The sequence below is a fragment of the Streptomyces sp. cf386 genome (assembly GCF_900103585.1).
Lineage (GTDB): Bacteria > Actinomycetota > Actinomycetes > Streptomycetales > Streptomycetaceae > Streptomyces.
In genome coordinates this window covers 174083-188839 of the sequence record NZ_FNHV01000008.1, presented here as the reverse complement: position 1 = coordinate 188839, position 14757 = coordinate 174083, and the positions used below count along the sequence as shown (strand labels likewise).

Genomic DNA, 14757 nt, shown 5'->3' with positions numbered 1-14757 from the left:
GTCTCAGCGACGGGCTCCTCTGCAGCCGGCTCCTCGGAAACCGACGTCTCCGCAACCGGCTCCTCCACCACAGGCTCCTCAGGAGCTGGCGTCTCAGCGACGGGCTCCTCAGCAGTCGGCTCTTCGGCAGCCGGCGTCTCAGCGACGGGCTCCTCAGCAGTCGGCTCTTCGGCAGCCGACGTCTCAGCGACGGGCTCCTCAGCAACCGGAGTCTCCGCAGCCGGCTCTTCTACGACCGGCTCCTCGACGACGGGCTCCTCGGCGACCGGCGCCTCAGCAACCGCCGTCTCCGCCCCTGCCCCCTCGGGCGCAACCGTCTCCACCGACTCCGCCGACTTCGGCACCGTGACGTTGTTGAAGGCGGCCGAGACCAGCTCGTGCTCGTCCTTGTCGGACTCGTCCGACGCATCCGCCCCGCCCGACGCATCCGCCCCGTCCGACTTGCCCGCGCTCTCCACCCGCTCCGGCGCGCTCGGCTCCGACACACGCGGTTCCGGGACCTGGGCGGTTGCCGTCGGGTGGGGTTCGGGGGACGGGGAGGGGACCGTCGGCTGCGGTTCCGGCGAAGGAGTCGCACCCTCTGCTTCGGCGGTCCGCGTCTTGCGTGACCGGCCGAATGCGTTCCGCAGGAGAGTGAGAATGCCCATGTGCGCAACCCTTCGCGTGAGTTGATGCCCGTAGATCCCTGGCCAGGACGGACACGTAAGGTTAGCGGCCCCAGATGGCGATCTTGGGGAGGGGCGGACACAAGGGGCTCCCGTACGTCAAGGGCTGCATCGAGTCGCGTCCGGGCGCAGCCCCCGCGCGCACTCAACTGCCGTACATCTACCTCTGGTTCACCTTCCGTTCATTCGATCGCCCCGCTCCCGCACAAACGTGCCCCTACCGTCCCCCACGCTGCACTAAAGGGGAAGCAAGGGGAGAACAAAACACCATGCGCATTCCGTTGCCGATCGTCCGCACAAACAGTGATTCGCACTCTGGTGGGCGATCCGCCCTGACCTGCCGGTTCCGGTGTGGTGACGCCTGTTTCCACGAGGTGCCGAACACGACCACGAACCCGTACGTCGGTGACGTGATCGCCGACGCCATCAGCCGCCGTACGACGCTGCGTGCCGCCGCCGTCGTCAGCGCGGTCGCCGCCGTGGGCGCGACCGCCACCGTCGCCGCGCCGCGGGCCGACGCCGCCGAGGCCGCCGGAGTGGCGGAGAAGACCGGTGGGACCTTCTCGCGCGGTGCGCGTGGCCTGCGCTTCAGCCCTGTCGCGCCGAACACCGCCGACGCCGTGACCATCCCGGACGGCTACGCGCAGAACATCGTCATCCGCTGGGGCGAGCCCATCCTGCGCGGTGCGCCCGCCTTCGACCCGGAGAACCAGACCGGGGAGTCGCAGTCCCAGCAGTTCGGTTACAACAACGACTTCCTGGCTCTCCTTCCGCTGCCTGGTGAGCGGGGCCGGCAGATCCTCGTCGCGAATCACGAGTACACCGATGAGGTGCTCATGTTCCGTGGCTACGACGCCGCCAATCCCACCAAGCAGCAGGTCGAGGTTGCCTGGGCCGCTCATGGGCTTTCCGCCGTCGTTGTGGAAGGGGACCGGCGGAGCGGGAAGCTCACCGCCGTGCCTCGGCACCCGCTCAACCGGCGCGTCACCGCCACCACGGAGTTCAAGGTCACCGGGCCCGCCGCCGGCTCCGACCTGCTGAAGACCTCCGCCGACCCGACCGGCACCAAGGTCCTGGGGACGCTCAACAACTGCTCCGGCGGTGTCACGCCGTGGGGCACCACGCTGCACGGCGAGGAGAACTTCAACCAGTACTTCGCCAACGCCACCCGTGCGACCGACAAGCGGTACGGGCTCGGGACCGGTGCGAGCGAGCGTAAGTGGGAGCGTTTCGACAAGCGCTTCGATGTCGCCCAGGAGCCCAACGAGCCGCACCGCTTCGGGTACGTCGTCGAGCTCGACCCGTACGACCCCACCTCCAAGCCGCGCAAGCACACCGCGGTCGGTCGCTTCAAGCACGAGGGCGCGACCGTGCGGCTGACCGAGGACGGGCGGCCCGTCGTCTACTCCGGTGACGACGAGCGGTTCGACTACTTCTACAAGTTCGTCAGCAGCAAGCGGATGAAGAAGGGCACGAGCCGCGCTGTGCGGGAGCACAATCTCTCGCTGCTCGACGAGGGGACGCTCTACGTCGCCAAGCTCACCGGCGACTCCCCCGCCATCGAGATCGACGGCACCGGCAAGCTTCCTGCCGACGGTGAGTTCGACGGCAGCGGCGAGTGGATTCCGCTGGCCACCGCCACCGCCGACGGTGCCGTCTCGCACGTCGAGGGGATGAGCGCGGACGAGGTGTTCGTGTTCACGCGTCTCGCCGGGGACAAGGTCGGCGCCACCAAGATGGACCGGCCCGAGGACATCGAGCCGAACCCGCACACCGGCAAGGTGTACGTCGCCCTCACCAACAACTCCAACCGCGGTGTCGGTACGAACGCCAAGGCCGACGAGGCCAACCCGCGCAACGCCAACAAGCACGGCCAGATCCTGGAGCTGACCGAGCGCTGGAACCGCGCCGACAGCAAGAAGTTCGCCTGGACGCTGTTCCTGGTCGCCGGTGACCCGAACGACCCGGCCACCTACTTCGCCGGGTTCCCGAAGGACGACGTCTCCCCGATCTCCTGCCCGGACAACGTCGCCTTCGACTCGTACGGCAACCTGTGGATCTCCACCGACGGCGCCCAGCTCGGCTCGCACGACGGTCTCTTCGGCGTCGCTACGCGCGGTGACCGGCGCGGTGAGCTGAAGCAGTTCCTCACGGTGCCCAAGGGTGCGGAGACCTGCGGCCCGGTCATCCAGGACCGCCGGGTGCTCGTCGCCGTGCAGCACCCGGGCGAGATCGACGGCGCGACCGCCGAGAAGCCGCTCAGCAACTGGCCCGAGGGTCCCGGCAAGATCAACCGGCCGGCCGTCGTGGCGGTCTGGCGCAAGGACGGGTGCGACATCGGCGTCTGATCGACAGCCGATGTCCTACGGGAGTGCTGGGACCGGCGGCTGCCGCTCGCCGTCGCGTTCCAGCCATTCCCGGTACGCCGGCGCCTGCCGGGCCGCCTCCCGGTACGCCTCCTCCAGGGCGGGATAGACACCGTCCAGGTCCGTCTCCGTACGGGCCGCGAGGAACAGTCGTACGCCGAGGGGGTCGCCGTGCAGGCGCCGTACCGCCATCGTGGGGCTGTCGGCGTGGGTCGGCTGGCAGACCGCGACCACCTCGCCGGTGGCGACCAGGGCGTCCGCCGTGTAGTAGTCGCCGTGCAGGACATGGGGGTTGACGCCGGCCGCGCGGAACATCCGCTGCACGGCGTCCCACTCGCCGTCGACCGTCGGGTCGACCATCCAGCGGTCGTCGGCCAGGTCACGCAGGTGGACCTCCGATTTCGCCGCGGCCGGGTGGTCGGTGGGCAGGGACACGAACTGCGGTTCGCGTTCCATCAGCACGCGCAGGCTGAGCTCCGGCGGGATGCGCAGCGGGCAGCCCTCCACCTCGTGCACGAAGGCCACGTCCAGCTGACCGTCGGCGACCATGCGCAGCAGGGCGTTCGGGGAGACGTTCATATGGAGGGTCGGGTCCTGGCCGTGCGCGCGCAGGCGCCGTAGCCAGCCCGCCAGGGCCTTGCTGGCCGTCGAGCCCACGCGCAGCTCGGGGCCGCCCACCGCGGCCGCCCTCGCCTCGGCGACCAGGGCACGCATATCGGCCACCAGAGGGCGGGCCCGGCTGAGGACCAGACGGCCCAGCGGGGTGGGGCGGCAGCCGGATCTCGCGCGCAGGAACAGGGCACCGCCGAGCTCTTGCTCGATACGTCTCAACTGCGTGCTCAGCGACGGCTGGGCGACGCCCAGTTGGCGGGCTGCCCGGTGCAGACTGCCGGTGTCGGCTATGGCGCACAGCGCGCGGAGGTGTCTGACCTCAAGGTCCATGCCCTCGGAGACTAAAGCGGAAGCAATGGTTTCACCAGCCGTACAAATCCCCTCCGATGCCCGCCAATTGGGGCCTCGATAGGACCGTGCTATCACCGGTTGCCATCATCACAGGGGCCACACAGGCGTCGACACTCGCCTTGACGACTCACCCCCCACCTAGGAGTCATCAATGCGTGTGTCCAAGTCCCTGTCCGCCCGTACGGCGATAGCGGTCGGCCTCAGTGTCGCAGCACTCGGCCTGGGTACGGCCGCCCCGGCGACGGCGGCGCCCGTCCACGCCGGCTACATCGCCAAGTCGGCCGAATCCGACGCCAGTCGGGCGTTCTTCGAGGCGGTCCTGAAGTCCGTCGCCGAGAAGCGCGCCGCCAACCCGCGTGCCGCGGCCGTCACGGTCGTCTACGACGCCTCCGACGCGCCCGCGTTCAGCGCCCAGATAGCCCGCAGCACCGCGATATGGAACGGCGCGGTGTCCAACGTCCAGCTCCAGGAAGGCTCGAACGCCGACTTCACCTACCGGGAGGGCAACGACCCGCGCGGCTCGTACGCCTCGACCGACGGGCACGGCAACGGGTACATCTTCCTCGACTACCAGCAGAACCAGGAGTACGACTCGACTCGCGTCACCGCGCACGAGACGGGGCATGTGCTCGGGCTGCCGGACCACTACGAGGGGCCGTGCAGTGAGCTGATGTCCGGTGGCGGGCCCGGTACGTCCTGCACGAACGCGAACCCGGACGCGAACGAGCGGGCTCGTGTGGAGCAGTTGTGGGCCAACGGGCTCGCTGCCGCTATGGACAAGGCGTTGCACAAGAGCGCCCGCTAGTTCTGCCAAGGATCCACCCCCCACATGGCGCGGTCGCCCTCCTGCACGGGGCGGCCGCGCCGGCCTTTTGGGGCGCCGGGTGGCTCGGGTGCTCTGTGTTGCTGTGCGAGTGCGGGTTGTGTGTGGTTGATCGCGCAGTTCCCGCGCCCCCTACGTCGGCTGGCGCTCAGCTTTCTCCATGAGGCGACGCGATTGCTCTCGCCGCCGCCACCTCCTGGCGTAGGGGCTCCAGGACGCTGTCTGCCGGGCCCGTCAGATCTGTGCGGACCTCGTACAGGGTGTCGGCCTCTCTCACGCCGCTCGCCAACTCCCTTAGTTGTAGTGCGACTTGGGACACCTCACCCGCCGACGGCCGAGCCGCCCCGTGTTTCACCCGTACCCGTGCCGCCGTCGTCGCGTCCACGATGCGTTCCACCGCCACGACCAGCGGCCACCACGCCGCCGCCCGGCGGCCCGTCGGTGGGGGTTCGGTCAGGGCGCGTTGGAATTCTGTGCGGATGGCCGAGAGGTTGCGGTAGAGGCGGCGGCGCATACGGGCGCGGGCCGGGGGGTCGACGGCGGCCGGGCCGAAGGCGCCCTCCACGTAGCGTGCCGTGTCCTCCACCGCGTCCGCGAGCCGGTCGCCGACGCGGGTGTGCCAGCTCTCCGGCCAGAGGAGGTATCCGGCGACGAGGGCGATCGCGCAGCCGAGGAGGGAGTCGACGAGGCGGGGGAGCAGCAGTGCGGTGCCCGCGCGGTTCAGGACGTCCGACAGGAGCAGGATCACCGGGGTGATGGCGGCCGTCTGGTAGCCGTACCCGCGTGGGGTGAACGCCGGGATCAGCGGCGCGAGCAGCATCAGTGTCGGTACGTCCGCCCAGCCGCGCGGCACCTGGGCGAGTACCGCCGCCGCGATCACCAGACCGGCGACCGTGCCCATGGCCCGCAGCAGGGCGCGGGAGAAGACGGAGCCGAAGTCGGGCTTGAGGACGAAGGTGATGGTCAGGGCCACCCAGTAGGAGCGGGGGACCGGGATGAGGGACACCAGGGCCTGAGCCAGTCCGATGCACAGGGCCAGGCGCAGGCCGTAGCGCCAGGAGGCGGCGGAGAGGGTCACGTTGCGCAGGGCGCGGGCGGCGCGGATGCTCAGGGCGGCGGGGCGGCCGAGGCGGTCGTCGATGCCACGGGGGTCCACGTCCGGGGAGGCGACGACCTCGGCGGCGTGCCGCAGGGCGTGGTCCACGGCGCGGGCGGCCTCGGTGGTGGGGGCGGGGAGGTTCAGGGCTGTCGGGCCCGTGTAGCCGGTTTCGACGGCTGAGGCCAGGTGCCGTACGGACTGCGGGACCTCGGGTGGGAGGGGGGTGCCGCTGAGGTGGGCGGTGGGGGCGGCCTCCACCACCGGGGTGATGGCGTTCAACTGGGCCAGGAGACGGGTCAGTTCGGGGCTGCGGCCGTGGTGGCGGGCGCGGTGGGCGAGGACGGTGTCGTACGACTCGTTCAGGGACTGGGTGACGGCGTGCCGGGCGTCGTCGTACGCCTGGCTGCTGCCGCCGCCGCAGGTCGCGAGCAGGTCGGCGACCGCCCGGTAGGTGGCCGCGACCGAGCTCCGTTCCGGCACCCCCATCCGCAGCGGCCAGGCGAGCAGCCCGAGGAGGAGGACGAGCAGCCCGCCGCCGGACATCAGCAGCGGTGCGTGCCACCACTCGCCGGGCAACGGCAGCCCTGCCCCGATCACGCAGGTCAGCAGCAGCAACAGCCCCGACACGGAGGCGACCGCGCCGATCGTCGAGATCATCCCGGAGACCAGCGCGACGCCGGTGACGGCGGCGACGGCGACCCAGCCGTGGCCGTACACGAGGGAGCCGAGGGTGATGCCGACGGCGCCGAAGAGCTGGGGGATCGCGATGGTGGGGATACGGACGCGGTACGCGGCGGCGGTGTCGCTGATGACGCCGTTCAGGGCGCCCATGGAGGCGAGGGCGCCGTACTCGGGCCGGCCGGTGGCGAGGCCGATGGCCAGGGGCAGGGGGATCGCGATCGCCGCGCGGACCACGGCCGGCCAGTTGACGGGGGCCGGCTGGGCCCTCAGGTTCCGCACCAGCCAGTCGGGAGGTGTGAGGCCGATGGGGAACTCGCGGGACATGCGCCCCATTATGAGCACCCTCGGTCGGCTTATGAGCAGCCTCGTTCAGCTCATCGGCGCTGGTGAAGCGTGACGTCGGTGAGAAGCGCGCGGTGGTCGGTGCCGGGCAGGTCGAGGAAGCGGGCGGCGCGGGCGGAGAAGTCCGGGGAGAGGAGTACGTGGTCGATCTGGGCGCCGAGGGCGGGTGCGGTGCGGGCCGGCCAGGTGGGGGTGCGGTCGCGGTCGGTGAGGCGGGTGGCGTCGCGCAGGCCGGTGTCGAGGATGCGGCGGAAGGCGGCGTGGTCCTGGGAGGCGTTGAAGTCGCCGGCGAGGATCAGGGGCGTACGGCCGTCACCGGCGGTCTCGGCCTGCTTGGCGGCGAAATCGCGCAGGTCACCGAGCTCCTTGCGCCACAGGTCGGTTCCGCCGGGCAGCGGTGGCATGGGGTGCGCGAGCTGGAGTCGTACGGCGTGCCCGCGCACGTCGGCGACGGCGCCGGGCATGGCCATGGTGCCGGGGACGCCGTCGGCGGGCGTGAGCGGGAAGCGGCTGAGGACGACCGAGCCCGCCGAGCCGGCGGCGATCCGGGCCGCCCGGTGCGGATAGTCGGTGCCCAGGGCCTCGCTGAGCGTGGCGTCGCAGGTGTACTCGCACTCCTGGACGAACACGAGGTCCGGCTTCTCGCGGCGGACGGCGTCGACGAGCGCGTCGGTCGCGTGCCCGAACTCGACGTTCGAGGTCAGCACCCGGAAGGAGGCGAGCGGCGGCCCGCCCGGCTCACCGGTCTTCCCGTACGGCTCGATGAACCACGCCAGCAGCCCGAGTAGCGCGACGGCCCAGACGACGCCGGTCCACCAGCGGGAGAACAGTGCGAGCAGCAGCCCGACCCCGGTGGGCACGAGCAGCCACGGCAGGAAGGCGAGGAGCTGGGTGACGGGGGTGATGCCGTCGGTGTCGGCGACGCGACAGCCGACGACCGCGCTGACGCCGAGGAACAACAGGGCAGCAGGCCAGGTAGCCGCAGTCTTCAAGGCCGGCCTTCCGCTCGCGGGTGGGATGCCCGAATCCTCCCTCAAAGACGAGGAGCGTGCGGTGAAGGTTGCGTGGGGTGCCGATCCGCGGTGCGGATCAAGGGGTACGGCTCATGCGTCGACCCGGGCCAGAAACGCCCCCAGCGCCTCGTTGAACTCCCCCGGCCGTTCCAGGTTCGGCATGTGCGCGGCCCCGTCGATCACCCGCAGGGTCGAGTCCGGGAGCGCCGCGTGCATCGCCTCCGCATCGGCGACGGGGGTGTAGGCGTCGTCCGCGCCCACGACGACCAGGGCGGGGACCCTGACGCGGGTCAGCAGGGCGCGGTAGTCAGGGCGCTCGGCCCGGCCCCGCAGGGCCGCCGCGGCGCCCTCGGGGGGCGTCGCCGTCATCATGCGGTGCACATGGGCCTTGACCTCGGCGTCCGCGTACGGCGCGACCATCTTCTCCAGCACCTCGTCGGCGTATCCGCGCATGCCCTCGCGCAGCAGCCGGTCCGCCATGGCGCGCCGCGTGCGCTTGCCCTCCGCCGTCTCCGCCGCCGGGAAGGTGTCCGCGAGGACCAGGCCGCGGATGCGGTCGGGGAAGCGGTCGTAGCACTCCATGACGATCTGGCCGCCCATCGACAGGCCCGCCAGCACGCAGGTCTCCACCTTCAGGTCGTTCAGCAGGGCCTCGATGTCCCGGGCGAAGTCGGAGAGCAGCGTGATGCCGGGGACGACCGGGGAGGCGCCGTAGCCGCGCAGGTCGGGGGCGATCACGCGGCGGGTGGCGGCGAACGTCTCGGTCTGCGGGGCCCACATCGTGCGGTCGAAGGGGTGGCCGTGGATGAGGACGAGGGGCGTCGATGACGTGTCGCCGCCGCCTTTATCCGCATATGCGAGAGACGAGATGGATGAGGTGGATGGGGTGAATGGGATGGAAGGGGTCATGTGAACGACCCTAGATCGGTCCAACTCCTCGGTGCAATAAGATCTTTGCCCTCGGTGCAATGTCAGGGGGAGAGCACGTGAACGACTATCGGCACCTCGCCGACCGCATAGCCGACGACATCACCGCCGGACGGCTCAAGCCCGGCCAACGGCTGCCGCCGCAGCGGGTGTTCGCGCGGCGGCGCGGGATCGCCGGGTCGACGGCGGGGCGGGTGTACTCCGAACTCGTACGGCGGGGGCTGGTCGTCGGTGAGGTCGGGCGGGGGACGTTCGTGCGGGCCGCCGGGACCGGCCCGGTCGGCCGGGCGCTGACCGAGCCGATGGCCGGGGCGCCGGTGAACCTGGAGCTCAACTACCCTTCCGCGCCGGGCCAGTCGGAGCTGCTCGCGCCCGCCCTCGCGCCGCTGCTGCGGCCGGACGTCCTGACGGAGGCGATGCGCCCCGCTCCGGCCGACGGCACCGGCCCGGCGCGCGGGGCGGCGGCCGACCTCCTCGCAACGCCCCACTGGCACCCCAGCCCCTCCTGGCTGCACTTCACGGGCAACGCCCGCCAGGCCATCGCCGCCACTCTCGCCTCGCTGGTACGCCCCGGTGGCCGGGTCGGCGTCGAGCCGCTGACGTATCCCCTGGTGAAGGAGATCGCGGGGCGGCTCGGCATCACCCTGGTGCCGTTGGCGACGGACGAGGAGGGGCTGCTCCCGGAGTCGGTCGCCGCCGCCCACCGCAGCGCCGCCCTGTCCGCCCTCTACGTCCAGCCGACCCTGCACAACCCGACGTCCCGCACCATGGGCGACGAGCGACGGCGACAACTCGCGGGCGCTGTAACCGACTTGGGCATCCCGGTCGTGGAGGACCGGATCTGGTCCTTCCTCGCCGACGGTGACCCCCTGGCCGCCCACGCGCCCCGCCTCACCCATGTCATCGATGGCCTCTCCAAGCGCGTCGCCCCGGGACTCACCGTCGGCTTCGTCGTCGCCCCGCCGCATCGGGGGGAGGCCGTGGCGGCCGCCATCCGGTCCGGGGGGTGGAACGCGAGCCGCTTCGCGCTGGAGGCGGCCGTGCGGTGGATCGAGGACGGGACGGTGGCGCAGCTCGTGGCGGCCAAGCGGGCGGGCGCGGCGCACCGGCAGCGGATCCTCGGCGAGGAACTGCGCGGATTCGCCGTACGGTCCGATCCGCGCGCCTGTTTCGCCTGGTGGGAGCTGCCGGCCCCATGGCGCGCCGACACCTTCACGGCAGCCGCGGCAGCACACGGCATCGCCGTCACCCCCGGCCCCGCCTTCGCCGTCGACCCGAGCCGCACGCCGGACGCGGTCAGACTCGGACTCGCGTCGGCTCCGGAGGCGGATCTGCGGCGGGCGCTGCGGGTGCTGGCGGGGGTCGCGGGGGAGGCTCGGTGAGCGGGGGGGGGGGGGGGGGGGGGGGGGGGGGGGGGGGGGGGAGGAGGGTCGTGGCGGCCGACCCGGACGAGCTGATCGACCCCCTCGACGAGATCGGCGGCCTGCCCAGCCCACTGTCACCGTCACTCGCGGCCCCGCCTTCGCCGCCGTCCCGCGCCGTACCTCGGGCGCGGTCAGACCCGGGCTCGCGTCGGCTCCCGTGCCGGATCTGCGGTGGGCGTTGCGGAGGCTCGCAGGTGTCGGGTGAGGAGGGTGGTGAGGCGGCAGGCGAGGGCTGTTGTCAGGCCGAGGGCGATCAGTAGCCAGGAAACCGTGCGCAGGGTGTGGGTCAGGGCGTCGTAGACCGCGCCCGCGGCCGGGTGATGGGCCGTCTCGGGCAGGTCGGCCAGGGTGAGGCGGCGGCCGATCGCCAGCGCGAGCAGCAGGAACGCGCCGCCGAGGGCCGTGCCCAGCGCCGTCGCCGTGATCGCGCGGCGGCGGCAGGCGGCGACGGCGATGCCGGTCGCGGCGAGGACGGCGGCCGAGACGGGCAGCCAGAAACCGGCGACTTCGAGCACGTGGTACCCCTTCCTGAGCCGGTCCAGCTCGTGCGCCGGGAGCACGGGGACCTCGGTGTGCTCGACCGGGATGTTCTGCGCCAACGGCACGTTGTCCGCGGCGAGTTGGTGTTTCACCTGGGCGGTGACCGGGGCGAGGTCGACGGTGACCGCGCCCTCCCGCCCGTCCCGTAGGGCACTGAGCACGGCGTCGTGGACCGTCCTGTTGGCCGTCTCCCACGCCGCGCGGAACGCCTCGGTCCGAGTGAAGGACCGCACCGCGTCGTACACGAAGGGGCGCACGCTGCCGCCTTCGTCGCGGGCGCCGAGGGCGTCGTCGAGCCGGGGAGCGACCTCGTGCATGATCCCGGCCCCGACGGTGTCCGCCACCGCACCCTGCACGGCCGGATCCGCGGCCAGCGGCGCCATCGCCGTGACGTAGCGGCCGGTGTCGGCGAGCCCGTACGTCACCCAGGCCGCCAGCGCGCCGAACGGCACGAGGAGACACGACAGGGCGATCAGCGCTGCCGACAGGGCGTTCCGCAGACGGGTGAGCACCTTCTCAGGCAAGGGGCGCGGGGGCCGGGGCGCCAGCGGTGTGCCTGCATACGGCCGCACACCGCCGCTCTCCGGTGGAGCGTTCACCCGAACGGGTGTCTCATGGATCTGGGGAGCAAGGAGGCGGATCATGCACACCACCACGACGCTGCGGATCTTGGCCGCGGCTCTGCTCACCGGCGGAACCTTCGCCGTCGCAGCGGTGGGGACCCCGGCGGTGGCCGTCAACGATCAAGGCGGAGCGGCCCAGGGCACCGTCGTTTCCCGCACCGACCTCACAGCACCGGACAGCCAGTCCCGCAACGAGTGCAAGGTGCGCGGTGATCGCTTCGACGGTGGCGGGTTCTGGTACTGGCTGGTGGGCCCCGGCGGCACTGTGGTCGCCGTCTTCGTGGACACCGGCGGAAGCCACATACCCGACTGTCACTGGAATGACGGCTCCTGGAACAACAACTGGAACAACTGGGACCCCTCGTGGAGCTGGAACGTGAACGGATGAACGTGACCGTGAGCGGATGAACGTGACCGTGGGTGGATGAAGGGGAACGGGACGGCCCCGGTGCCGTCGGCACTCGCCGACGGCACCGGGGCCGTCCCGTGCGTCCGTCGCTCGGCCACGCCCGTCGGCTCACGTCCGTCAGCCGATACGGCGGCCCTGGGCGTCCTCGTGCGTGTAGTAGCGGTAGAACAGCACGGCGAAGCAGACCGCGCCGACCACCAGCCCCATGACCACGGACCGGACGATGCTCTTGTCGGTCAGGCTGTACAGGAACCCGAACGTACCGCCGGTGAAGGAAGCCCACAGCACCGCGTGCACCTCGCGAATCGCGCGCGAGGCGACCCAGCGCACGGCGACGTACAGCACCATGAACGCTGCCGCGGTGACGAAACCGAAGAGCAGGTTCCAGCCCGTGATCTCGCCGCCGGAGCGCTCGTTCGCCGCGGCCCAGTAGCCGTAGATCAGCCCGAGGGTGACCGGTGTGGCGACGCTCGCGATGCGGTGCGTCCGCTCGCTGAACACGTCGGGCAGGCCGGTCGTGCCGGTTGCGCCGGCTGTCACCGCCCTTGGAGTCCCTCCGCCGGACGCGGGTGCCGCATGAGCCATGAGAGCACTCCTCTCTCTCGTCGCCCCCGCCATCAAGGGCACACCTGAGGGGGCCGCCTGGCAAGTCGGCGGTGAATTTCGGCCCCCGGGTACCCGGATGCGGCTCGCCGGACGCCGTGTTTCGCTGAGGCCCATGAGGGCCGTAAGCGACGGTTCAGCCGGCCCGCAGGGCGACACGGGCCGGTCGCAGCTGCTGCACGTGCGCGGCCGCAGTGTCGCCTGGGTGCCGCCGCTGCTGCTGCTCATCGGCATCGTGGCGGTCGACTTCCGGACCAGCAGCGACTTCCGGATCCTGTCGTGGATCGTGCTGGTGCCCGGTATCGCCGCCGCGATCTGCGGGGTGTGGGGGACGGCCGTGTACGCGGTGCTCGCCCCCGCCACGTACATCGCCGCGGACGCCGTCCTGCCGCACGAGTACCAGGCCGGCCTGCCCGACCTCGTCCTCGCCGGCATCGGTGGCGTCCTCGCCACGCTGGCCTGTGTGGTCCGGGTGCGTGGCGAGCAGCGTGTGCTGCACATGCGGGACGTCACCGAGACCATCCGCCACACCGTGCTGCGCCCGCTTCCCCCCGGCTGGGGCGGCCTCGACCACGCGGCCGTGTATCTCTCCGCCGACAGCGAGGCCAGGGTCGGCGGCGACTTCTACGACATCCAGATCGGCCTGCACGGCACCCGCGTCATCCTCGGCGACGTCCAGGGCAAGGGGCTCGGCGCGGTGGAGGCGGCGGCGGCGCTGCTCGGCACGTTCCGTGAGGCCGCGTACCACGAGGCGGACCTGACGGCGGTCGCCCTGTGCCTGGAGCTGCGTATGCAGCGGCACATCCGTCTGCGCACGGCGCTCGGCAAGGAGGAGGGCGACCGGTTCGCCACCGCAGTACTGCTCGGCTTCCCGGACGGGCAGCCGGGCGCGCTGGAAGCCGTGGTCCTGGGCCATGACGTCCCGCTGATCGTGGGCCCCCACGGCGTACGAACTCTCCCGCCCGACCACGGTCTGCCCCTCGGCTACGGCGAACTCGTCCCTGCCGACGGCCCGCCGCCCCTGCTCCGTGTGCCCCTCGCCCCCGGCGAGACGCTGCTGCTGACCACGGACGGCGTGACCGAAGCCAGGGACGGCGACGGCGACTTCTACCCGCTCACCACCGAGGTCGTCGCGGCCGTCGCCGCCGACCCGGGCATCACGCGGCCCGCGCGGCTGGTCGCCTTCGTGCGGGAGGGGACGCTGCGGCACTGTGGTGGGCATCTGGCGGACGACACGACGGTGTTCGCGGTGCGGAGGAGGGCCGGTATGGGGCAGAGCGAGGGGCCGGGCGAGGGGAATGGCGAGAGGAAAGTCGTGGGCACCGGCGACGGGAAAGTCGTGGGCACGGGCGACGGGAACGTCGTGGGGAACGTCGTGGGGAATGTCGTGGGGAATGTCGTGGGGAATGGGGACGGAATCGGGCGTAAACAGTCCTGAGATCCCGCTTTGCAGCCGCAGCGGTTACGGTGCTGCTCTGTACGTGATCGACGGGGGATGGGGAGGGACCGATGCCCGGAACCGTTCTGCTGCTGGCCGCCGCACCGGCGGGCAAGGGCTGTCTGGTGGACGCCGCCTCCGTGCTCCCCGTCCTCGCCGCCGTTCCGCCCGCGGTGCTGTCCGGCACGGACACGGCGAACGTGGTGGAACTCGCCGATCCCCTGGAGCCACAGGCCGTCCTCACCCGCCTCCGTGCCGCCGCGGCGGTGCAGGCGCCGCTCACCGTGTTCGTCACCGGCCAGCTCCAACTGGACCGCCGCCAGCACCTGCCCCACCTGGCGCTGGCCCGCACGACCCCCGCGACGGTCCGCTACACCGGGTTCCCCTGGCACTGGATCCGCGAGGAACTGCGCCTGCGCGCCCCGGGTTCGACGTCCCTCCTCCTCGACCTGCACGCCGACGCGGAGACCTGGGAGTGGCTGCGCGCCAACCCCCTCGACTCGGGCCGCAACAACGCGGTCCACGGCCGCATCGCCCCACCCCCGAACCGCCGCACGGTGGCGACGCCGACCTACATGAAGGCCCTCGCCACCATCCTCCGCAGCGGCCACCGCCCACCCCTCGACCAACTCCACCAGCAGGCCCTGACCCGCATCTCCCCCGACGGGGGCGTGGGTACGGACATCGTGCTGACGGCGCATGGCCCGGTGCAGTTCCCCTCGCGGGGTGCTGCACAGATGCCGGCACAGGCCGCGGCGCAGGCTCCCGCGCGGGTCCTGCCGCAGAGTCCGGCGAGCGGCCCGGCGCAGGTTCAGCCACAGCCGCCCGCGGGGAGTCCGGC

At 71.9% G+C, this 14757-nt stretch carries 11 protein-coding genes and 2 pseudogenes; 6 read left to right on the top strand and 7 right to left on the bottom strand.

What is annotated here, in order from left to right; translation table 11 throughout:
- Positions 1 to 647 (bottom strand): annotated as a pseudogene (locus BLU79_RS49175) (hypothetical protein); the annotation flags it as partial.
- A 287-nt stretch (positions 648 to 934) separates the two neighbouring features.
- On the opposite strand from BLU79_RS49175, the gene BLU79_RS22005 reads away from it, so the two are divergent.
- Positions 935 to 3013, top strand: a complete 2079-nt coding sequence (locus tag BLU79_RS22005; protein WP_093907558.1) for a PhoX family protein — start codon at positions 935 to 937, stop codon at positions 3011 to 3013.
- A 15-nt stretch (positions 3014 to 3028) separates the two neighbouring features.
- Here the strand turns inward: BLU79_RS22005 and BLU79_RS22000 are convergent, their stop codons facing one another.
- The gene (locus BLU79_RS22000; RefSeq protein ID WP_093907557.1) at positions 3029 to 3973 is read right to left on the bottom strand and encodes a LysR family transcriptional regulator; all 945 of its coding nucleotides are present in this window, start codon (positions 3971 to 3973) and stop codon (positions 3029 to 3031) included.
- A 172-nt stretch (positions 3974 to 4145) separates the two neighbouring features.
- Here BLU79_RS22000 and snpA point away from each other — a divergent pair, with 172 nt between their 5' ends.
- On the top strand, positions 4146 to 4799 hold the full coding sequence (snpA, locus tag BLU79_RS21995) for a snapalysin (RefSeq protein WP_093907556.1): 654 nt from the start codon (positions 4146 to 4148) through the stop codon (positions 4797 to 4799).
- A 166-nt stretch (positions 4800 to 4965) separates the two neighbouring features.
- Here the strand turns inward: snpA and BLU79_RS21990 are convergent, their stop codons facing one another.
- The 3 genes from BLU79_RS21990 to BLU79_RS21980 form a co-directional block, all read right to left on the bottom strand.
- Entirely contained in the window at positions 4966 to 6921 is a 1956-nt protein-coding gene (locus tag BLU79_RS21990; RefSeq protein ID WP_093907776.1) for an FUSC family protein, read from the bottom strand.
- Between the two features lie 50 nt (positions 6922 to 6971).
- Positions 6972 to 7931, bottom strand: a complete 960-nt coding sequence (locus tag BLU79_RS21985) for an endonuclease/exonuclease/phosphatase family protein (protein ID WP_256333418.1) — start codon at positions 7929 to 7931, stop codon at positions 6972 to 6974.
- Positions 7932 to 8042: 111 nt separating this feature from the next.
- Entirely contained in the window at positions 8043 to 8861 is an 819-nt protein-coding gene (locus tag BLU79_RS21980; RefSeq protein ID WP_093907554.1) for an alpha/beta fold hydrolase, read from the bottom strand.
- A gap of 77 nt (positions 8862 to 8938) precedes the next feature.
- Between BLU79_RS21980 and BLU79_RS21975 the strand changes: the two genes are divergently transcribed.
- On the top strand, positions 8939 to 10261 hold the full coding sequence (locus BLU79_RS21975; RefSeq protein WP_093907553.1) for an aminotransferase-like domain-containing protein: 1323 nt from the start codon (positions 8939 to 8941) through the stop codon (positions 10259 to 10261).
- A 173-nt stretch (positions 10262 to 10434) separates the two neighbouring features.
- Here the strand turns inward: BLU79_RS21975 and BLU79_RS21970 are convergent, their stop codons facing one another.
- Entirely contained in the window at positions 10435 to 11355 is a 921-nt protein-coding gene (locus tag BLU79_RS21970; protein ID WP_093907552.1) for a hypothetical protein, read from the bottom strand.
- A gap of 130 nt (positions 11356 to 11485) precedes the next feature.
- Between BLU79_RS21970 and BLU79_RS21965 the strand changes: the two genes are divergently transcribed.
- On the top strand, positions 11486 to 11854 hold the full coding sequence (locus tag BLU79_RS21965; RefSeq protein WP_093907551.1) for a hypothetical protein: 369 nt from the start codon (positions 11486 to 11488) through the stop codon (positions 11852 to 11854).
- A gap of 138 nt (positions 11855 to 11992) precedes the next feature.
- On the opposite strand, the gene BLU79_RS21960 is transcribed toward BLU79_RS21965, so the two are convergent.
- The gene (locus tag BLU79_RS21960; protein ID WP_093907550.1) at positions 11993 to 12460 is read right to left on the bottom strand and encodes a hypothetical protein; all 468 of its coding nucleotides are present in this window, start codon (positions 12458 to 12460) and stop codon (positions 11993 to 11995) included.
- A gap of 133 nt (positions 12461 to 12593) precedes the next feature.
- On the opposite strand from BLU79_RS21960, the gene BLU79_RS21955 reads away from it, so the two are divergent.
- A complete protein-coding gene (locus BLU79_RS21955; RefSeq protein ID WP_093907549.1) occupies positions 12594 to 13916 on the top strand; it encodes a PP2C family protein-serine/threonine phosphatase in 1323 nt (440 codons plus the stop codon).
- Between the two features lie 71 nt (positions 13917 to 13987).
- A pseudogene (locus tag BLU79_RS21950) lies at positions 13988 to 14757 on the top strand (hypothetical protein); the annotation flags it as partial.

Coding starts and splice junctions, on each gene's coding strand:
- BLU79_RS22005 (WP_093907558.1), top strand. CDS start 935: ATGCGCATTCCGTTGCCGATCGTCCGCACAAACAGTGATTCGCACTCT.
- BLU79_RS22000 (WP_093907557.1), bottom strand. CDS start 3,973: ATGGACCTTGAGGTCAGACACCTCCGCGCGCTGTGCGCCATAGCCGAC.
- snpA (WP_093907556.1), top strand. CDS start 4,146: ATGCGTGTGTCCAAGTCCCTGTCCGCCCGTACGGCGATAGCGGTCGGC.
- BLU79_RS21990 (WP_093907776.1), bottom strand. CDS start 6,921: ATGTCCCGCGAGTTCCCCATCGGCCTCACACCTCCCGACTGGCTGGTG.
- BLU79_RS21980 (WP_093907554.1), bottom strand. CDS start 8,861: ATGACCCCTTCCATCCCATTCACCCCATCCACCTCATCCATCTCGTCT.
- BLU79_RS21965 (WP_093907551.1), top strand. CDS start 11,486: ATGCACACCACCACGACGCTGCGGATCTTGGCCGCGGCTCTGCTCACC.
- BLU79_RS21960 (WP_093907550.1), bottom strand. CDS start 12,460: ATGGCTCATGCGGCACCCGCGTCCGGCGGAGGGACTCCAAGGGCGGTG.
- BLU79_RS21955 (WP_093907549.1), top strand. CDS start 12,594: ATGAGGGCCGTAAGCGACGGTTCAGCCGGCCCGCAGGGCGACACGGGC.